This window comes from Streptomyces sp. TLI_171 (genome assembly GCF_003610255.1).
Classification (GTDB): Bacteria; Actinomycetota; Actinomycetes; order Streptomycetales; family Streptomycetaceae; genus Kitasatospora.
The window spans coordinates 132,390-146,607 of the sequence record NZ_RAPS01000002.1 but is presented as its reverse complement, the minus strand read 5'-3'; the positions used below and the strand labels follow the sequence as shown (position 1 = coordinate 146,607).

The window sequence follows — 14,218 nt, the reverse complement described above, 5'->3', positions numbered from 1 at the left end:
CTGATCCGTGCTGATCAAGGGATACGACTACGGACCGCTGGTCGCTGGTGAGCGGTTGCTTGAGCGCGCCGGGTTCTGGTCCAATCACCTGCTGGCCATGTGCCGGTTCACCTCGGGTGAGACCCGGCCGGAACCCGAGTGGTTCGGTGACGACGGCGCGGACACGGACGCCTTGTCCGAAGTCCTCCTGGACGACCAGGCCTGGCCGGCTTTCCGCATCCCGTTCGAAGGCGGCCACAGCGCCGTCGTCGTCTACCGGAACCTTATCGGTGACTACGGGACCGACTACCTGCTGACCCAAGCGGAATGGCCTCGGACAGGGAACCTGTCCAGCTATGACGGCGACTGGTACGGCCCGGGCCTGTCCTGGCGTGACCTCGTGCACATCGCCGAGACGCCGGACCTGACCGCACCCGGCGTGCACGACACCGCAGCCCGCCTCCTGCTCCTGCTGCCGCTGCTCGCCGACGACGAGCTGCCGCCGGAAGCGCAAGCCAGGGTGAACGCCGCTCTCACGGCCATCGGAGCACCCGAGACCTCCGCCCAGGACACAGCGGACCACCTCCTTCGGAACAGGCGGCCCGCAGCCAGGCGTCGTGGTGGCGCCAACTCCCCTCTGAGCGGCGGCAGCCACCAGCACAACGAGCCCGACTCAGATGAATCGGCGGTGCTGTGGGCGCTCAACATCTCTCGATCCCAGAACGACGCCCTCGCCGATGCCCTGGGAAGCAGGCCCTTGCCCGCGCCAGCGTCCTGAAGGCCGCTCCCCGGCTCCCGGAGCAGTGATCACGGCTGGGATGATCTCGCCGTGGCTGGTGTGATCACGGTGGCGGAACCGTCCTGGATAACTCCGTTCACCGGGCTGAGCCCGCGCGACTTCCGCAACCTGATCACGATACTGCGGCAACAGGGCGCTGAACCGTGCGGCCGGGCCGGCCTTGGAGCCTTCCGCTGGAGGACCGGGTCCTGCTGGTCGCGGCATACCGGCGCACCAACCTGACACTGCGGCAGCTCGCGCCGCTGTTCGGGGTGTCCAAGTCGGCGGCCAGCCGGATCATCGACCACGTCGGCCCGCTCCTGGCCCTCAAGCCCCGGCGCCGGTTCCGCAAGGACACCGTGCTGATCGTGGACTGCGCCCTGGTCCCCACCCGCGACCACACCGTCGCCGAGCAGTCCAAGAACTACAGGTACTCCACCAACCACCAGGTCGTCATCGACGCCCACTCCCATCTGGTCGTGGCGATCGGCAGACCTCTGCCGGGCAACCGAAACGACTGCAAGGCATGGGAGGAGTCCGGCGCCAAGGCCGCCGTCGGCCGGACCACCACCATCGCCGACGGCGGCTACCCGGGGACCGGCCTGGTCATCGCGCACCGCCGGCCCAAGGATGGCGAGCTCACCGAGTGGCAGACCGAGCACAACCGCGAACACAAGCAGGTCCGCGCCCGCGTCGAGCACGTCTTCGCTCGTATGAAGACCTGGAAAATCCTCCGCGACTGCCGCCTCAAGGGCGACGGCGTCCACCACGCCATGCTCGGCATCGCCCGTCTGCACAACCTGATCCAGGCTGCATAAGCCATCACACTCGCGGTCGACCGGCCGCGCCTCGAACCACTAAAGATCAATTACCGTGCGTACCGTCCTGACCCACGACCAGTGCAAGCAACTGCAGGGCGCATTGGAGCAGGCCATGGCCGGTCCGTGGTCCTGGCCCCCCGGCGACAGTGAAGACCTCGACGACAGCATCCGGCAGATCGTCCTGCCCGACCTGATCGCGCACTACGTCGTCCTGCCCGACCCGCCGGCACCGCACCTGTGGGTGATCACCCTCACTGTCCTATAGCCACCATCACAGACCAGACGGCTCGGGCCGCTCGCGCCGCCAGGGAGGGAGCCCCGTGGCGCCGGCCGGCGCCTACGATCGCCACGGCCGTTCCCGCGTCCATGTAAGGGTGATGGTGAGGAACACGGTCCGTCGACGGCATGGCGTCAGTCTGTCGGCCGTCCCTTGGGCCTGGTATGCATAACCACGGCCGGCCCAACAGGCGAAACACCTGGCGGCCGACCGGGAGGACAGTTCCGGCCACCGGCTGGGTGGTGCTCCTCCCGACGTAAGGAAATCCCCTCATGGACGCCGGGCGGGCACGGTATCGGCCGTCCCGGTGGGGGTGGGGGAGCCTGGGCGACGAGGCCTTCTGTGTGGGCAGGCGCGCAGTTCTCTTCGGATGCACACCTGTGGGCCCGCCCGACGGCCGGGCGGGCCCACATACGTTGACCGGCTGGGACGGTCAGTCCTTGAAGGCGTCCTTGACGTGCTCGCCGGCCTGCTTGAGGTCGCTCTTGGCCTGGTCGGCCTTGCCTTCGGCCTCGAGGCGCTCATTGCCCACCGCCTTGCCGGCGGTCTCCTTGACAGCGCCCTTGGCCTTGTCGGCGGTGTTCTTGATCTTGTTGTCGGCGCTCATCACGCCCTCCTCGCTACGGCTCTCTGCAGTCTTCACACCCCGTGCCCCCACGTGGTGTCGGGTCCACCGCATGCCCGGCCCGGCCGCGCTTATTCATGTGAATATTTGGCCGACCCGTGGGCACACGGCGGTCCGACACTGACTGCGTGGAGGTCGCTCATGGTTCCCCTTCTTCTCGTCCTGCTGCTGGTGGTGTGGCTGGTGGGCTTCGTGGCCCGCGGCACCAACGCCGGTGGCACCCGCGGTCGCTGGTACCGCTGGTAGGTCGTCGCCGGCCGACCGGGAATTCGGCGGGGCCCGCGGTCGGCGCGGGCCCCGCTTCCGCATGGCCGGTAAACGATGGCGCACCCGGGAGGCGATGCCTCAGGTCACTGCGCAGGCAGGCCCGCCATCACCTGCCGCCAGGCCGGATCGAGGACGAGTGCGGACACCTCTGGCAGGCCCAGCAGCGGGGCGTTGCTGTAGTGCCGCGTCCCGTCCTTTCCCTCCTCACCGGGATCGTTGCTCGCCACCACCATCACCTCGGATCCGTCCGGCCACTCCAGCACTGCGCTACGGGTCTGGAGCCCCGAGGCGTCCGCCAGCTGACGGACCATCAGCGTTGTGCCGTCCGGTTGCCGGGTCGCGGTGCAGCTGGGCTCGGTGCAGTTGGTCGTGGAGAGCAGGGAGGTGCGGGAGAAGGTGATGCCGACGGCGCCCCGGCCGCTGCCCTTGGTGAGGGCGAAGCCGGCGGCCAGGACCTTGGACGGCTCCCCCGAGGGCCACTGTCCGCCCGGGTCCACCCGGAACGGCGCACTGAGCTGCAGGCCGGACGGCAGCTTCCCGCGCAGCAGGTCAAGCAGCTGCGCCGAGTCGGTCGGCGTCACGGGCGCGGTGCTGCTCGGAAGCGGGCCGGGCGCGGTGCTCGTCGCGGCCGGCGGGAGCGGCCCGGGTGCGGCCGCCGGCCCCAGCCAGGTCAGGCCCAGCCCGCTTGTTCCGACCACCAGCACTGCAGCGGCCGCCAGCTGGGCCTGCCGGATCCGGCGCAGCCGCTGTCCCCGGACCGCGGCCCGGTGGACCAGGTCGGGACTGTGCGGGGAGAATCCTCGCGCGGTGAGGTCGAAGGCGTCGTGCAACTCGTGGTCGGACTGCTGCTCGTGGATCACGGTGCTCTCCGGTCCGTCGGGGGGCGTGGGCTGCGGGTGCTGGTTCGGGGCGGTCATGACCGGCTCAGTTCTGCGAAGTCGTGGCCGAGGATCTGCCGCAGCCGGTCCTTGGCCCTGAGGCTGCGCGACCGCACCGAACCGACGCTGATCCCGGTCAGCTGAGCGGTCTCCTCCACCGAGCGGTCCTCCCAGTAGCGCAGGACAAGCACCGTGCGGTCCTTGGCCGACAGCTGGGCCAGCGCTTCCAGCAGCGCCATCCGCAGCGTCGGGTCCTCCGGCCGACCGCTCCTCTCGGGCAGGTCGCCCATCGGGCGCTCGCCGGAGCGGCGCAGCCTGCGCTGGGAGATGAAGGTTCGGGTCAGCACCGTGTGGGCGTACGCCATCGGTGCTTCGGTACGGTCGATCCGCCACCAGGACCGGTACATCTTCGCCAGCGTCTCCTGGACCAGGTCCTCCGCCAGATGCCAGTCGCCGGTCAGCAGGCAGGCCGTGTGGAACAGCCTGCGGCTGTGGGCGTGTGCGAACTCCAAATAGTCCGCGGGTGCTTCCCCCACCAGATGATCCTTCCGATCTCGGTTGTCACAGCACCCACGCCGCGACCCCGGGCGGACGTTACACACCCAGCCCTGACTGGTGTGAGAACCGTGCCAGCAGGGTGCCGACCCTCGCGCACGGTCAGGGACAATGCCTGGGTGAAGACCTGGATGGACGACCTCCCGAAGGCTCCCTTTGCCTACCGCGAACTCCCGCCGGGCGGTGAGTGGATGACTCGTGAGGAAGCGGCTGCCTACCTGGGAATCGGTGAGTTCCACCTCAACTCGCTGATGGGCAACACCCGCCGCATCGATCCAGTCTGTACGACCGACAGGAAGCCGGCCCTTACCCGCGCCAGTGTGGAAGCCGAGAAGCACTGGCGCGCCAGTGCTTCCCGCCGGCGCAAAGTCCTGCGCCTGCTCAAGGACCTCGTTCGTTCTAGCGTCCCGCCTCGACCGCCCGAGAACGGCCGACCGATCAAAGCCACCTGTCGATCGGTCAAGGTCGCCTGTCAGAAGTCAGCCGCGGCCCGGTCTGTGGCTGCTGCGCCGTTCCGGTGTCGAGCAGCTGCTCCTGGCCGTCGACTGCCCCTCGCCGCGACAGCCCCGACGGCGGCCGGCTCCTCACCGCGCTGCGGGCCCCGCCGCCGACCAAGCCCGCTGGGCCGTCCCCACCCGCTGGGCCGTCCGCACTCGCTGCGTCGTCGGCACCCGCTGCGCCGCGAAGTCCACCGACGGGCGGCGGGCCGGTGGGTTCCGGATCCGTCCGTGGATCGGGGCGGTCGAGTAGAGTCTGTCAACTGTGTTGACATCGTCGTGATCCGGCGGTGCGCCCGCTGTGAGATTGGTGCGAGGACCCGTGGACCGCTTCGCCCGCTTGGCCGCCAGCGTGCTGGCCGCACCCGAGGCGGTCGTCGCGGTGCGGGCCGGCCTGTCAGGCGCCGAGGTGCTCGAGTGCTGGCCGCCGGAGCGTTCACCGGCAGCACCTTGGCGCGCGGCGCTGCGTCGGCACGTGGCACGCACCGGTGAGCTGTTGATGGTGGACGACCTCACCCGGTGGGCGGACGGCGGTGGTGCGGCCGCGCTGGACGGCGCGGAAGGGGCCTTCGCCGCCGCCCCCCTGTCCGGCGCGCGGGGCGAGTGCCTGGGGGTGCTGGCCGTCCACGACGCCCGTCCGCGGGTCTGGAGCGGACGCAACCGGCAGGATCTGGAGGACCTGGCGGGCGTGTGCGCGGCGGAGCTGCGGCTTCGGGTGAGCACGCGGCGGGCCAACGAGGCGCACCGCGGCGCGCAGGAGGCCCGCGAAGAGGCGCAGGCGTTCACCGCAGCGGCCAGGGCCGGCGAGCGGCGGCTGCAGGCCCAGCTGGAGCGCTCCGAGCTGTTGCTGCGGGCGGCCGAGCTGCTCGGTAACACCGTGGGCCTGGGCCAGGTGCGCGCCACGGTGAGCGAGCTGGTCAGCGGGGACCTGAAGCCGGCGTACGTGGGGCTGGTCCTGCTCGGGGACGACGACAAGCTGCGGCGGGCCGTCGACACCACCAGCGGGCCGGTGCCCCTGGAGGAACAGGTTCCGCTGTACGCCCTGACCGACGGGTGGCCCACCGCGGAGGCCGCGCGGGACAACCGCGTGGTCAGCGTCCCCGACCGCCAGACACTCGTCGACCACTACGACCCGCACACCGTGGTCGTCTTCGACCAGATGGGCCTGCACTCGGCCGTGTGCGTGCCCCTTCCCGGCACCCGCCGCCCCACCCTGGGCACGCTGGTGGCCGCCTGGGACGAACCGCACGAGACCGACATCCACGAACGCGCCGTCCTGACAGTGATCGCCGGGTACACCGCACTGGCGGTCGAACGGGCCCTGCACCTGGACGAGCGCACCGGCGTCGCACGCCAACTCCAGCAGGCCATGCTCACCGACTTCCCCCGCACGCCGGGGCTCGAACTCGCCACCCTCTACCGGCCCGCCGCCCACCACGACATGGTCGGCGGGGACTGGTACGACGCCTACCCCATCGTTCCGCACCGGACCGCGGCCGACGGGCGCAGGCCGCTGGCCGTCACAGTGGGCGACATCACCGGACACGACACGCACGCCACCACCCTGATGGGCCAGGCCCGCAGCATGCTGCGGCAGGCCGACGTGGACTGCGGGGGAAGCCCCGCGGACGCCCTCGCCTCCTTCGAACGCGCCAACGACCAGTTGCACACCCGCATCAGCGGCACCCTCGTCCACGCCCACCTGCACCCCCGCCCCCACGGCGCGTGGCTGCTGCGCTGGACCAACGCCGGCCACCCCTCCCCGCTGCTCGTCCACCCGAACCGCGACACCGAACGCCTCACCGAGCACGGCCTGCTGCTCCACCCCGGCCTGGCCCTGCCCGAAGCGCGCCCCGTCCACGAACGCCTGCTGGAGCCCGGCTCCGTCCTGCTCCTCTACACCGACGGCCTGGTCGAACACCGCGGCCGAGACCTGGAACAGGGCATCGACCGCGCCACCGCCCTCCTGACCCGGGCCGTCGCCGACCACACCCCGCTGCCGCAGATCCTCGACCTGCTGGCCGACACCCTGGCCGGCCCCGACCACGGCGACGACGTCGTCCTGCTCGCCCTGCGCGTCACGGGCCGAGGCGTAGGGTGAGCAGGCCTGCGCGGGCGCGGCACCCCTTCGCCCCTGGCACAACGGAAGGCCGCCCGTGCCCGACCCGACCCCCTGGAGCGCGGCCGTCGACCGCACCGCCCAACACCTCACCGATCTGTGCGACCAGCTCAAGGACGCCCCCGTCCACGACCGTCTGCACTCGCTGGCCACCCTCAACGCCGCCTTCGCCGACCTCCACCACTGCGCGCAGCGCGAAGCCGTCGCCGCCGCCCGCTCCGAGGGCTGGACCCTGCGCCGCATCGCCGCGGTGCTGAGCTGTTCCCACGAACACATCCGTCTCCTGGCCCCCTGACCCCGCCCACCAGGAACCGACCCCCCCGGGTCGGCGCGGCGCTCGGGCGAAGTCCGGCGCCGCACGGCCCGCGGCCGCCGCACCGAAGCCGCCACCGACGCCCTGCGGCCGCCCGCGCCGTACTGGTACTCCAGTGTGGTTTCGTGACCTGTCGAGCGGGTTCGACGGCGGTTCGTCGTCGGTAGTGGCTGCGTCGGGCTGTTGCCTGGTGGCGTCGGCGACAGTTGGACCAGTGCAGCAGCTGGTCGCGGTCACGGCTGGTGGGCTGAAGACGGCGGCGAGTAGGTGGCGGATCTCCGGAAGCCCAACTCCGCCTCCATGGCCCGCTGTCGATCACACTGTCGGCCGGCATGCCGTCGGGCACTGACAAGCGGTCCGGACCTGTCCTTGGCCGGACCGCTCACCGTGCTACTTCTCGCTAGGCCGTTTCGCCCGCCGGGTGGAAGTTGATGCGTTCCCTGACGACGGGGAAGCCAGCCTTGGCGAAGTTCGCGGCCATGGGGAAGTTGCCCCGGTCCGTCGCTCCGCTGACGAACTCCGCGCCCTGTTCGACAAGGAAGTGGGTGCATTCCGCGAGGAGGTCGTAGGCGTAGCCGTGACCGCGCTGTTCCGGGACGACTCCGATGAAGGCGATGGTCGGTCCGGACGGGTTGTGAGCCGGGATGTGGATACCGGCCAGGTCGCCCTCCGGCGTGTGCGCAATCTGCCACCACTCCCGCGGGGAGGGGCACCAGTGGAAGAAGTCGAGTTCCTCCTGGGCGGCCTGATCGAGGCCGCCCTCCTCGATGGCCTTGAGCGCGTGGACGTCCAGGGTGACGGAGTGGATGCGGCGCAATGCGTCGAAGAACACGGTGTCGTCGGGTTCGGCACTGAAGCGCAGGCGTCCGGGCCGCTCGGGCAGACCTCGCTCCGGGGTCCAGCGGTACAGGAAGCGTTCCACCAGGAGCTCGTACCCGGCGGCTCGTGCGGCGGCGAAGCGTGCCTCGGCGGCAGGGCGCAGGTCGGGCTTGTCCCGCCAGCCGCCAGGCAGGTTGATCTCGAGTTCGACCTGCCAGGGAGCGGAGCGCAGGAGCTCGGCCCCCGCCTCCTCCTCGCCCTCTGCCACATCGAACCAGTTGATGTTGACGGGCTCCGAGTCGTCGGGGCCACCCCACCACGCGCCGCGTGCGACGACCTCGCCGTCGACCAGGGCGACGCGCTTCCAGTCGGGGCGGAACCGAGTACGCCGATGGCCTTCACGGGCGCCCAGTGGGTCGGGGAGAGCATCGAAGAGATGAGCGTCGCCCGCGGAGAGCGCGCGGATGACCGGACCGGTCATGGATTCCTCCGGGATACAGGCTGCTTGGAGCGCTCCCGGTCAGAACTCATGAACCACGCCGGGACAGCGGAAAAGGGGAGCGCTGGAAAGGGATGAACTGCACGGCACTCGCCTCCTTCCGTCCATCTCGGGGCGTGAGCCACACGGTACGTGAACGTCCGCAGTCCCGTCCACGGTTTCGTGATCTATCTCCGATGCAGACCTCTACCGGGCCTGTTAGGCGTGCCGTTCCCGTGGTCCGCCCTGTTCCGCCGCGTCCAGAACCGACTTGGCGTCAACTGTCCGCACCAGCGCCTATTCTCGGCGGCCATGACCTCCATCGACGATCCGATCTGGCGCGACAACCCCCGGCTGAACGGCTGGCTGCAGGCCGGCCACGGCGGCTTCCCGGCCTGGACCGAACTGGTGGGCGGCGAATGGGACTTCACCACCGGCTCGCTGCCCCGGCTGGAGCAGGCGGTACGGGACAGGTACCCGGACTGGGACCGGGCCTACGAGGCGCGGGACGAGGCGTTCCTGACCGTCGCGGCCTGGTACCTGGGCGAGGTGCACGTCCGCAACTACGGTGCGCTGTGGCACTGTTCGCCCGATCCCGCGCCGTACGGCGGCGGGCGGGTGGAGCCCTTGCTCACGCTGCCGCGCGAGGTGCTGGACGAGGAGGAGGAAGCCGACCTCGCCGCGGCGCAGGAGCTGTGCGAGGACGACTTCCCGTTCTGCCTTCCGGTTGACGCGGTGGTGGGGGCGGCCGACCGGGAGAAGGGCGGGTGGCTCGCCGAGAGCGTGGAGAGCTACGCGTACTGGGAGTCGGTGGTGGAACGGGCGCTGGCGCTGGCGCGCACCCGGCCGGGGCAGAGCCCCGGGAGCCGGATCCGGCCCGACGCGCCCGGCCCGCTCGATCCCGGCCGGCCCGGACAGGACCTCGCGCACTGGCTCGTAGTACGCGAGGACGCGTTCCCGTTGTGGGCCCGCGCCCTCGGACGCGAGGCCGAACTCGACTTCACCGAACGCTCGTTGGAGCTGCTCGAGGAGGTGCTGCGGGAGCGAGTCCGGGCCATCGGCCTGGGCCGCCGACCGGACGTCCTGGAGGCCCACGGGCCGGCGATGCCGCCGGACGCGTTCCAGCTGTTCGACGACCCGGTCTTCGACTGCGCGCTCTGGTACCTCGGCGAGACCGTCTGCCGAGCCCGGGGCGCCCGCTGGCTCCCGCTGCGCGCCAACCTGGACGTCACCCCCGCCACCCTGCCGCAGCTGGCCGTGGCCCGCATCGGGCACCGGATCGGCCCCCGGCTGGAGCTCACCGCCGCCGTAGGCCGCTGCCTGCGCGACCGCTCGTCCGGCCGGCATGCCCACCCAACGGACACCTACCGGTCGCTGCCCGAATCCGCCTCGGCCGTCGGCTGAACCCTTGCCACCGCAGCGCCCGCTCGATGGCGGCCGGGTGTTGTCCAGCACCGCGGCCCACGGCCCCGCCCTGGCCGCTGGGCTGCTGACCAGCACATGGACGGGGCCCGCGCCCGGCCGGACGCGGTCCGGCAGCGGGTGCCTGACCGACCGCCAACGACGGGCCAGGGGACCCGCTGTCCACCCGCGAAGGTATGCGGGTTCCGGGGCCCCGCCGCCAGGCGCTCGTTGCCGACGGCCCGGTCGGGGTGCTTCTTGACGGTGCCTTCGATCATCTCGCCGGTGCTCTCGGCCCGGTGACCTGCGCTCATGTCAGCTGCTCCCGACGGCCGGTCCGCGCCGTAGACGGTCGGGTGCCCCGCGTGCGCCGGAGCGTTTCCCGGAATCTCCGGCGCGGCCCCGGGCAGCAGGGGCCGCGACAGTCAGGTCCGGGAGGTCGTCGTGGTTCCCTTTCTGGCTGGTCGGGGCCTCGTGCACGGCACCGGCGGCACTGTGGCTCTCGTGTCGGGAGCCGCCGCAGCGGCGGGTGCGGGGCGTCCGCCCGGGTGAGTCCCGGCGCGGCCCGTGTGATTCGGACGGGGGCGGGGAACCGTTCGGCGGTGATGAGCGAGATCACCGTCGACGTCGACGGAACCCCGCGTCGGCTGACCGTCGACACCCGGACGACCCTGCTGGACGCCCTGCGCGAGCGGCTGGGGGTGACGAGCCCGAAGAAGGGCTGTGACCACGGGCAGTGCGGCGCGTGCACGGTGCTGTCCGGTGAACGGCGGGTGCTGAGCTGCCTCGTGCTGGCGGTCACCCAGGACGGTGCGCGGGTCGTCACCGCCGAAGGGGTCGCCGCCCGCGGCCAGCACGCCGACGGGCCGGACGCCGAGGAAGAGCGCGGCGGACTGCACCCGGTGCAGCAGGCGTTCATCGACTGCGACGCCTTCCAGTGCGGCTACTGCACCCCCGGACAGGTCGTCTCCGCGGTCGGGATGCTCGACGAGTTCGAGCGCGGCTGGCCGAGCGCCGTCACCGAGGGCGCCCGGCCGCCGAGGTTGGACCATGCCGAGGTCGCCGAGCGGATGAGTGGCAACCTGTGCCGCTGCGCGGCCTACGTCAACATCGTGCCCGCCGTCCAGCAGGCCGCGGCGGCACACGGCTCGACGGCCCACGGCCCCGCGACACCGGTCGCGGCAGCACCGGGTACGGAGGCTCCCCGGTGAAGCCGTTCGACTACCGGAGCCCGGCCGACGCGGAAGCGGCCGTCCGCAGCGTCACCGCGAACCCGGCCGCGGTGTTCCTCGGCGGAGGGACGAACCTGGTCGACCACCTCAAGCTGGGCGTGGCCGCACCGGAGCTGGTCGTGCACGTGGCCGACCTGCTGCCCGCCACGATCGAGGACCTCGACGGGGGAGTCCTGCGGATCGGCGCGGGCGTCCGCAACAGCGAACTCGCCGCCGATCGGCGGGTGCGCGAGCGGTTCCCCGTGCTGTCCCAAGCGCTGCTGTCCGGTGCGTCGGGCCAACTGCGGAACATGGCCACCACCGGCGGCAACGCGCTGCAGCGCACCCGTTGCGTCTACTTCCAGGACGTCACCGTACCGTGCAACAAGCGACAGCCCGGTTCGGGCTGCTCCGCCGTCGGAGGTTGGACCCGTCACCACGCCGTCCTCGGCGCCTCCGAGCACTGCATCGCGGTCCACCCGTCCGACATGGCCGTGGCGATGACCGCCCTCGACGCCCAGGTGCGGGTGCTCGGGCCGGGCGGCGAGCGCACCCTTCCCTTCGTCGACCTGCACCGGCTGCCCGCCGACACCCCCGAGCGGGACACCGTGCTCGAACACGGCGACCTGATCATCGCGATCGACCTGCCGGCCCGGCCCGTGGCCCGTCGCTCGGCCTACCGCAAGGTGCGCGACCGCGCCTCGTACGCGTTCGCCCTGGTCAGCGTCGCCGCGGCGGTGGACGTCCGGGACGGGGTGATCACGGACGCGCGGGTCGCGTTCGGCGGCGTGGCCCACGTGCCGTGGCGCGCGCACCGTGCCGAGCAGATGCTGCGCGGCGCACCGGCCACCGAGGAGACCTACCGTGCCGCCGCGGACGCCGAACTCGCCGACGCCCGCCCGGCCGACGGCCTGGACGGCGGCAACGCCTTCAAGATCCCGCTGCTGCGCCGCACCCTCGCCGCCACCCTGCGCCAACTCGTCCGGGAGGACGCCCGATGACGCCCATGGACCGGCCCACCGCCGTCGGCGCGGACCTGCCCCGCCGGGACGGCGCGGCCAAGGTGCGCGGCACCGCCGTGTACGCCTACGAGACGCCGGCGGAGAACGCCGCCTACGCGCACCCCGTCCAGGCCACCATCGCCCGGGGGCGCGTCACGGGGCTGGACACGGCCGCGGCCGAGGCGCTCGACGGCGTGCTCGCGGTGCTCACCTCCGCCACCGCGGAACGCCTCGCCTCCACCGAGGACCGGGAGTTGGCCGCCCTCCAGGACGACGAGGTCGCGTTCCGCGGCCAGGTCGTCGCCCTGGTCGTCGCCGACGACTCCGAGACCGCCCGGCACGCCGCCGCCCTCGTCCGGGTGACCTACGCGCAGGCGGTGCACGACAGCGAACTGCGGGCCGACCGCGACGACCTCTACGCGCCGGAGCGGGTGAACCCGGACTTCCCCACCGACACCGTCGAGGGCGACGTCGCGGCCGCCGTCGCCGCCGCGGCGGTGACGGTCGAGCAGACGTACACCACCGCGATGTACCACAACAACCCGATGGAGCCGCACGCCACCACCGCCCGCTGGGAGCCGGGCGACGGCTTCCTCACCCTGTGGGACTCCACCCAGGGAGTCCACCCCGCCCGGACGGTGCTGGCGTCGGTGTTCGGACTCGACGAGGCGAGGATCCGGGTCGTCTGCCCGTACGTCGGCGGCGGTTTCGGGTCGAAGGGGCAACCGCACGTCAACGTGGTGCTCGCCGCGATGGCCGCGCGTGCCGTCCCCGGCCGTCCGGTGCGGCTGGCGCTGACCCGCCAGCAGATGTTCTCCCTCGCCGGCTACCGCACCCCCACCATCCAGCGCTGCCTCCTCGCCGCCGAAGCCGACGGCACGCTGACCGCCCTCGCGGTCGACGTCGTCGAACAGACCTCCCGGATCAAGGAGTTCGCCGAGCAGACCGGCGTGCCCGCCCGGATGATGTACGCCGTCGCGAACCGGCGCACCACCCACCGGCTGGCCGCCCTCGACGTCCCCGTGCCGTCCTGGATGCGCGCCCCCGGGGAGTGCCCCGGCATGTTCGGGCCCGAGGTGGCGATGGACGAACTCGCCGAGCGCCTCGGCCTGGACCCGGTGGAGCTTCGGATCCGCAACGAGCCCGCCACCGACCCGGAGAGCGGCAAGCCCTTCTCCAGCCGCAACCTCGTCGGCTGCCTGCGCGAGGGTGCGGCCCGCTTCGGCTGGAGCGGGCGCGACCCGCGGCCGGGCGTGCGCCGCCGAGGCGACTGGCTGGTGGGCACCGGCGTCGCCGCCTCCACCTACCCGGCGCACCGGATGCCGAAGTCGACGGCGACGATCCGGCGGGAGGGCGACCGGTACGTCGCCGAGATCGGCGCGGCCGACCTCGGCACCGGGACCTGGACCACGCTGGCGCAGATCGCCGCGGACGCGCTGGGCGTCGCAGTGGAGCGGGTCGAGGTGCGGATCGGCGACACCGACTACCCGATGGCGACGGTCGCGGGCGGCTCCTCGGGCATGTCGACCTGGGGCTCGGCGGTGGTCGAGGCCGCCCGCGCCCTCCGTGCCCGCTACGGGGCCGAGCCGCCGGACCGGGCCGAGGCGTCCGGCTCCGTCCGCCCGGCGGACGACCGCTGGGCGATGCACGCCTTCGGCGCCCAGTTCGCCGAGGCCCGGGTCCACCTGGACACCGGGGAGATCCGGGTGCCGCGCCTGCTGGGCGTGTTCGCCACCGGCCGGATCATCAACCCGCGCACCGCACGCTCGCAGTTCACCGGCGGCATGACCATGGGGCTGTCCATGGCGCTGCACGAGAGCAGCATCCTCGACCCCCGGACCGGCCACGTCGTCAACCACGACCTCGCCGGCTACCACATCACGGCCAACGCGGACGTCGGCGAGATCGAGGCGCACTGGCTCGACGAGCACGATCCCCACGTCAACGCGATGGGCGCGAAGGGCATCGGCGAGATCGGCATCGTCGGCACCGCCGCCGCAGTCTCGAACGCCGTGTGGCACGCCTGCGGCGTGCGCGTCCGCGACCTGCCCATCACGCTGGACAAGGTGCTGCCCGCGCTGGAGGACCAGGGCCTGTCCGGGCGCTGAACCGCCCGCGGGCGCCCTTCTCCGCCGCCCAACGGTGCCGGACCCACCGACTCCCGTCCGCTCGACCCCGCGGAGATCGCCGCCGCCTGTG

The 14,218-nt window shown here is 72.2% G+C and carries 12 protein-coding genes and 1 pseudogene; 9 read left to right on the top strand and 4 right to left on the bottom strand.

Going from position 1 to position 14,218, the window contains the following annotated elements:
- The first annotated feature begins 7 nt into the window (after nt 1–7).
- The 3 genes and pseudogenes from BX266_RS36570 (at nt 8) to BX266_RS36560 (ending at nt 1,843) form a co-directional block, all read left to right on the top strand.
- A complete protein-coding gene (locus BX266_RS36570) occupies nt 8–757 on the top strand; it encodes a hypothetical protein (protein ID WP_180290748.1) in 750 nt (249 codons plus the stop codon).
- Between the two features lie 51 nt (nt 758–808).
- A pseudogene (locus tag BX266_RS36565) lies at nt 809–1,575 on the top strand (transposase).
- A 55-nt stretch (nt 1,576–1,630) separates the two neighbouring features.
- Nucleotides 1,631–1,843, top strand: coding sequence for a hypothetical protein (locus tag BX266_RS36560; RefSeq protein WP_099907035.1), 213 nt, complete (start codon nt 1,631–1,633; stop codon nt 1,841–1,843).
- A 445-nt stretch (nt 1,844–2,288) separates the two neighbouring features.
- Here the strand turns inward: BX266_RS36560 and BX266_RS36555 are convergent, their stop codons facing one another.
- The 3 genes from BX266_RS36555 to BX266_RS36540 form a co-directional block, all read right to left on the bottom strand.
- A complete protein-coding gene (locus BX266_RS36555; protein WP_099907037.1) occupies nt 2,289–2,462 on the bottom strand; it encodes a CsbD family protein in 174 nt (57 codons plus the stop codon).
- A gap of 368 nt (nt 2,463–2,830) precedes the next feature.
- Nucleotides 2,831–3,664: a hypothetical protein gene (locus tag BX266_RS36545; protein WP_099907039.1), complete on the bottom strand. Its 834-nt coding sequence runs from the start codon at nt 3,662–3,664 to the stop codon at nt 2,831–2,833.
- On the bottom strand, nt 3,661–4,161 hold the full coding sequence (locus BX266_RS36540; protein WP_099907040.1) for a SigE family RNA polymerase sigma factor: 501 nt from the start codon (nt 4,159–4,161) through the stop codon (nt 3,661–3,663). Before BX266_RS36540 ends, BX266_RS36545 begins: the two co-directional genes overlap by 4 nt.
- Before the next feature lie 838 nt (nt 4,162–4,999).
- Here BX266_RS36540 and BX266_RS36535 point away from each other — a divergent pair.
- Together BX266_RS36535 and BX266_RS36530 are read left to right on the top strand one after the other, a co-directional pair.
- Entirely contained in the window at nt 5,000–6,778 is a 1,779-nt protein-coding gene (locus BX266_RS36535; RefSeq protein ID WP_099907042.1) for a PP2C family protein-serine/threonine phosphatase, read from the top strand.
- A gap of 55 nt (nt 6,779–6,833) precedes the next feature.
- Nucleotides 6,834–7,091 carry a hypothetical protein gene (locus BX266_RS36530; protein ID WP_099907043.1) on the top strand — a complete coding sequence of 86 codons (258 nt, stop codon included), beginning with the start codon at nt 6,834–6,836 and terminating at the stop codon, nt 7,089–7,091.
- Nucleotides 7,092–7,509: 418 nt separating this feature from the next.
- On the opposite strand, the gene BX266_RS36525 is transcribed toward BX266_RS36530, so the two are convergent.
- Entirely contained in the window at nt 7,510–8,409 is a 900-nt protein-coding gene (locus tag BX266_RS36525; RefSeq protein ID WP_099907045.1) for a GNAT family N-acetyltransferase, read from the bottom strand.
- A 309-nt stretch (nt 8,410–8,718) separates the two neighbouring features.
- Between BX266_RS36525 and BX266_RS36520 the strand changes: the two genes are divergently transcribed.
- The 4 genes from BX266_RS36520 to BX266_RS36505 all read left to right on the top strand — a co-directional run bounded on the left by BX266_RS36520 (nt 8,719) and on the right by BX266_RS36505 (nt 14,127).
- The gene (locus BX266_RS36520; protein WP_099907047.1) at nt 8,719–9,810 is read left to right on the top strand and encodes a hypothetical protein; all 1,092 of its coding nucleotides are present in this window, start codon (nt 8,719–8,721) and stop codon (nt 9,808–9,810) included.
- 602 nt (nt 9,811–10,412) lie between these two features.
- The gene (locus tag BX266_RS36515) at nt 10,413–11,018 is read left to right on the top strand and encodes a (2Fe-2S)-binding protein (protein ID WP_399171327.1); all 606 of its coding nucleotides are present in this window, start codon (nt 10,413–10,415) and stop codon (nt 11,016–11,018) included.
- The gene (locus BX266_RS36510; protein ID WP_099907051.1) at nt 11,015–12,019 is read left to right on the top strand and encodes a xanthine dehydrogenase family protein subunit M; all 1,005 of its coding nucleotides are present in this window, start codon (nt 11,015–11,017) and stop codon (nt 12,017–12,019) included. The genes BX266_RS36515 and BX266_RS36510 overlap by 4 nt, the downstream gene beginning before the upstream one ends.
- Nucleotides 12,016–14,127, top strand: coding sequence for a xanthine dehydrogenase family protein molybdopterin-binding subunit (locus BX266_RS36505; protein ID WP_099907053.1), 2,112 nt, complete (start codon nt 12,016–12,018; stop codon nt 14,125–14,127). Before BX266_RS36510 ends, BX266_RS36505 begins: the two co-directional genes overlap by 4 nt.
- Nucleotides 14,128–14,218: the final 91 nt, after the last annotated feature.

Bases quoted from the DNA above. Each gene is read 5' to 3' on its own strand.
- BX266_RS36520 (WP_099907047.1), top strand. From the start codon at position 8,719: ATGACCTCCATCGACGATCCGATCTGGCGCGACAACCCCCGGCTGAAC.
- BX266_RS36515 (WP_399171327.1), top strand. From the start codon at position 10,413: ATGAGCGAGATCACCGTCGACGTCGACGGAACCCCGCGTCGGCTGACC.
- BX266_RS36525 (WP_099907045.1), bottom strand. From the start codon at position 8,409: ATGACCGGTCCGGTCATCCGCGCGCTCTCCGCGGGCGACGCTCATCTC.
- BX266_RS36545 (WP_099907039.1), bottom strand. From the start codon at position 3,664: ATGACCGCCCCGAACCAGCACCCGCAGCCCACGCCCCCCGACGGACCG.
- BX266_RS36555 (WP_099907037.1), bottom strand. From the start codon at position 2,462: ATGAGCGCCGACAACAAGATCAAGAACACCGCCGACAAGGCCAAGGGC.
- BX266_RS36505 (WP_099907053.1), top strand. From the start codon at position 12,016: ATGACGCCCATGGACCGGCCCACCGCCGTCGGCGCGGACCTGCCCCGC.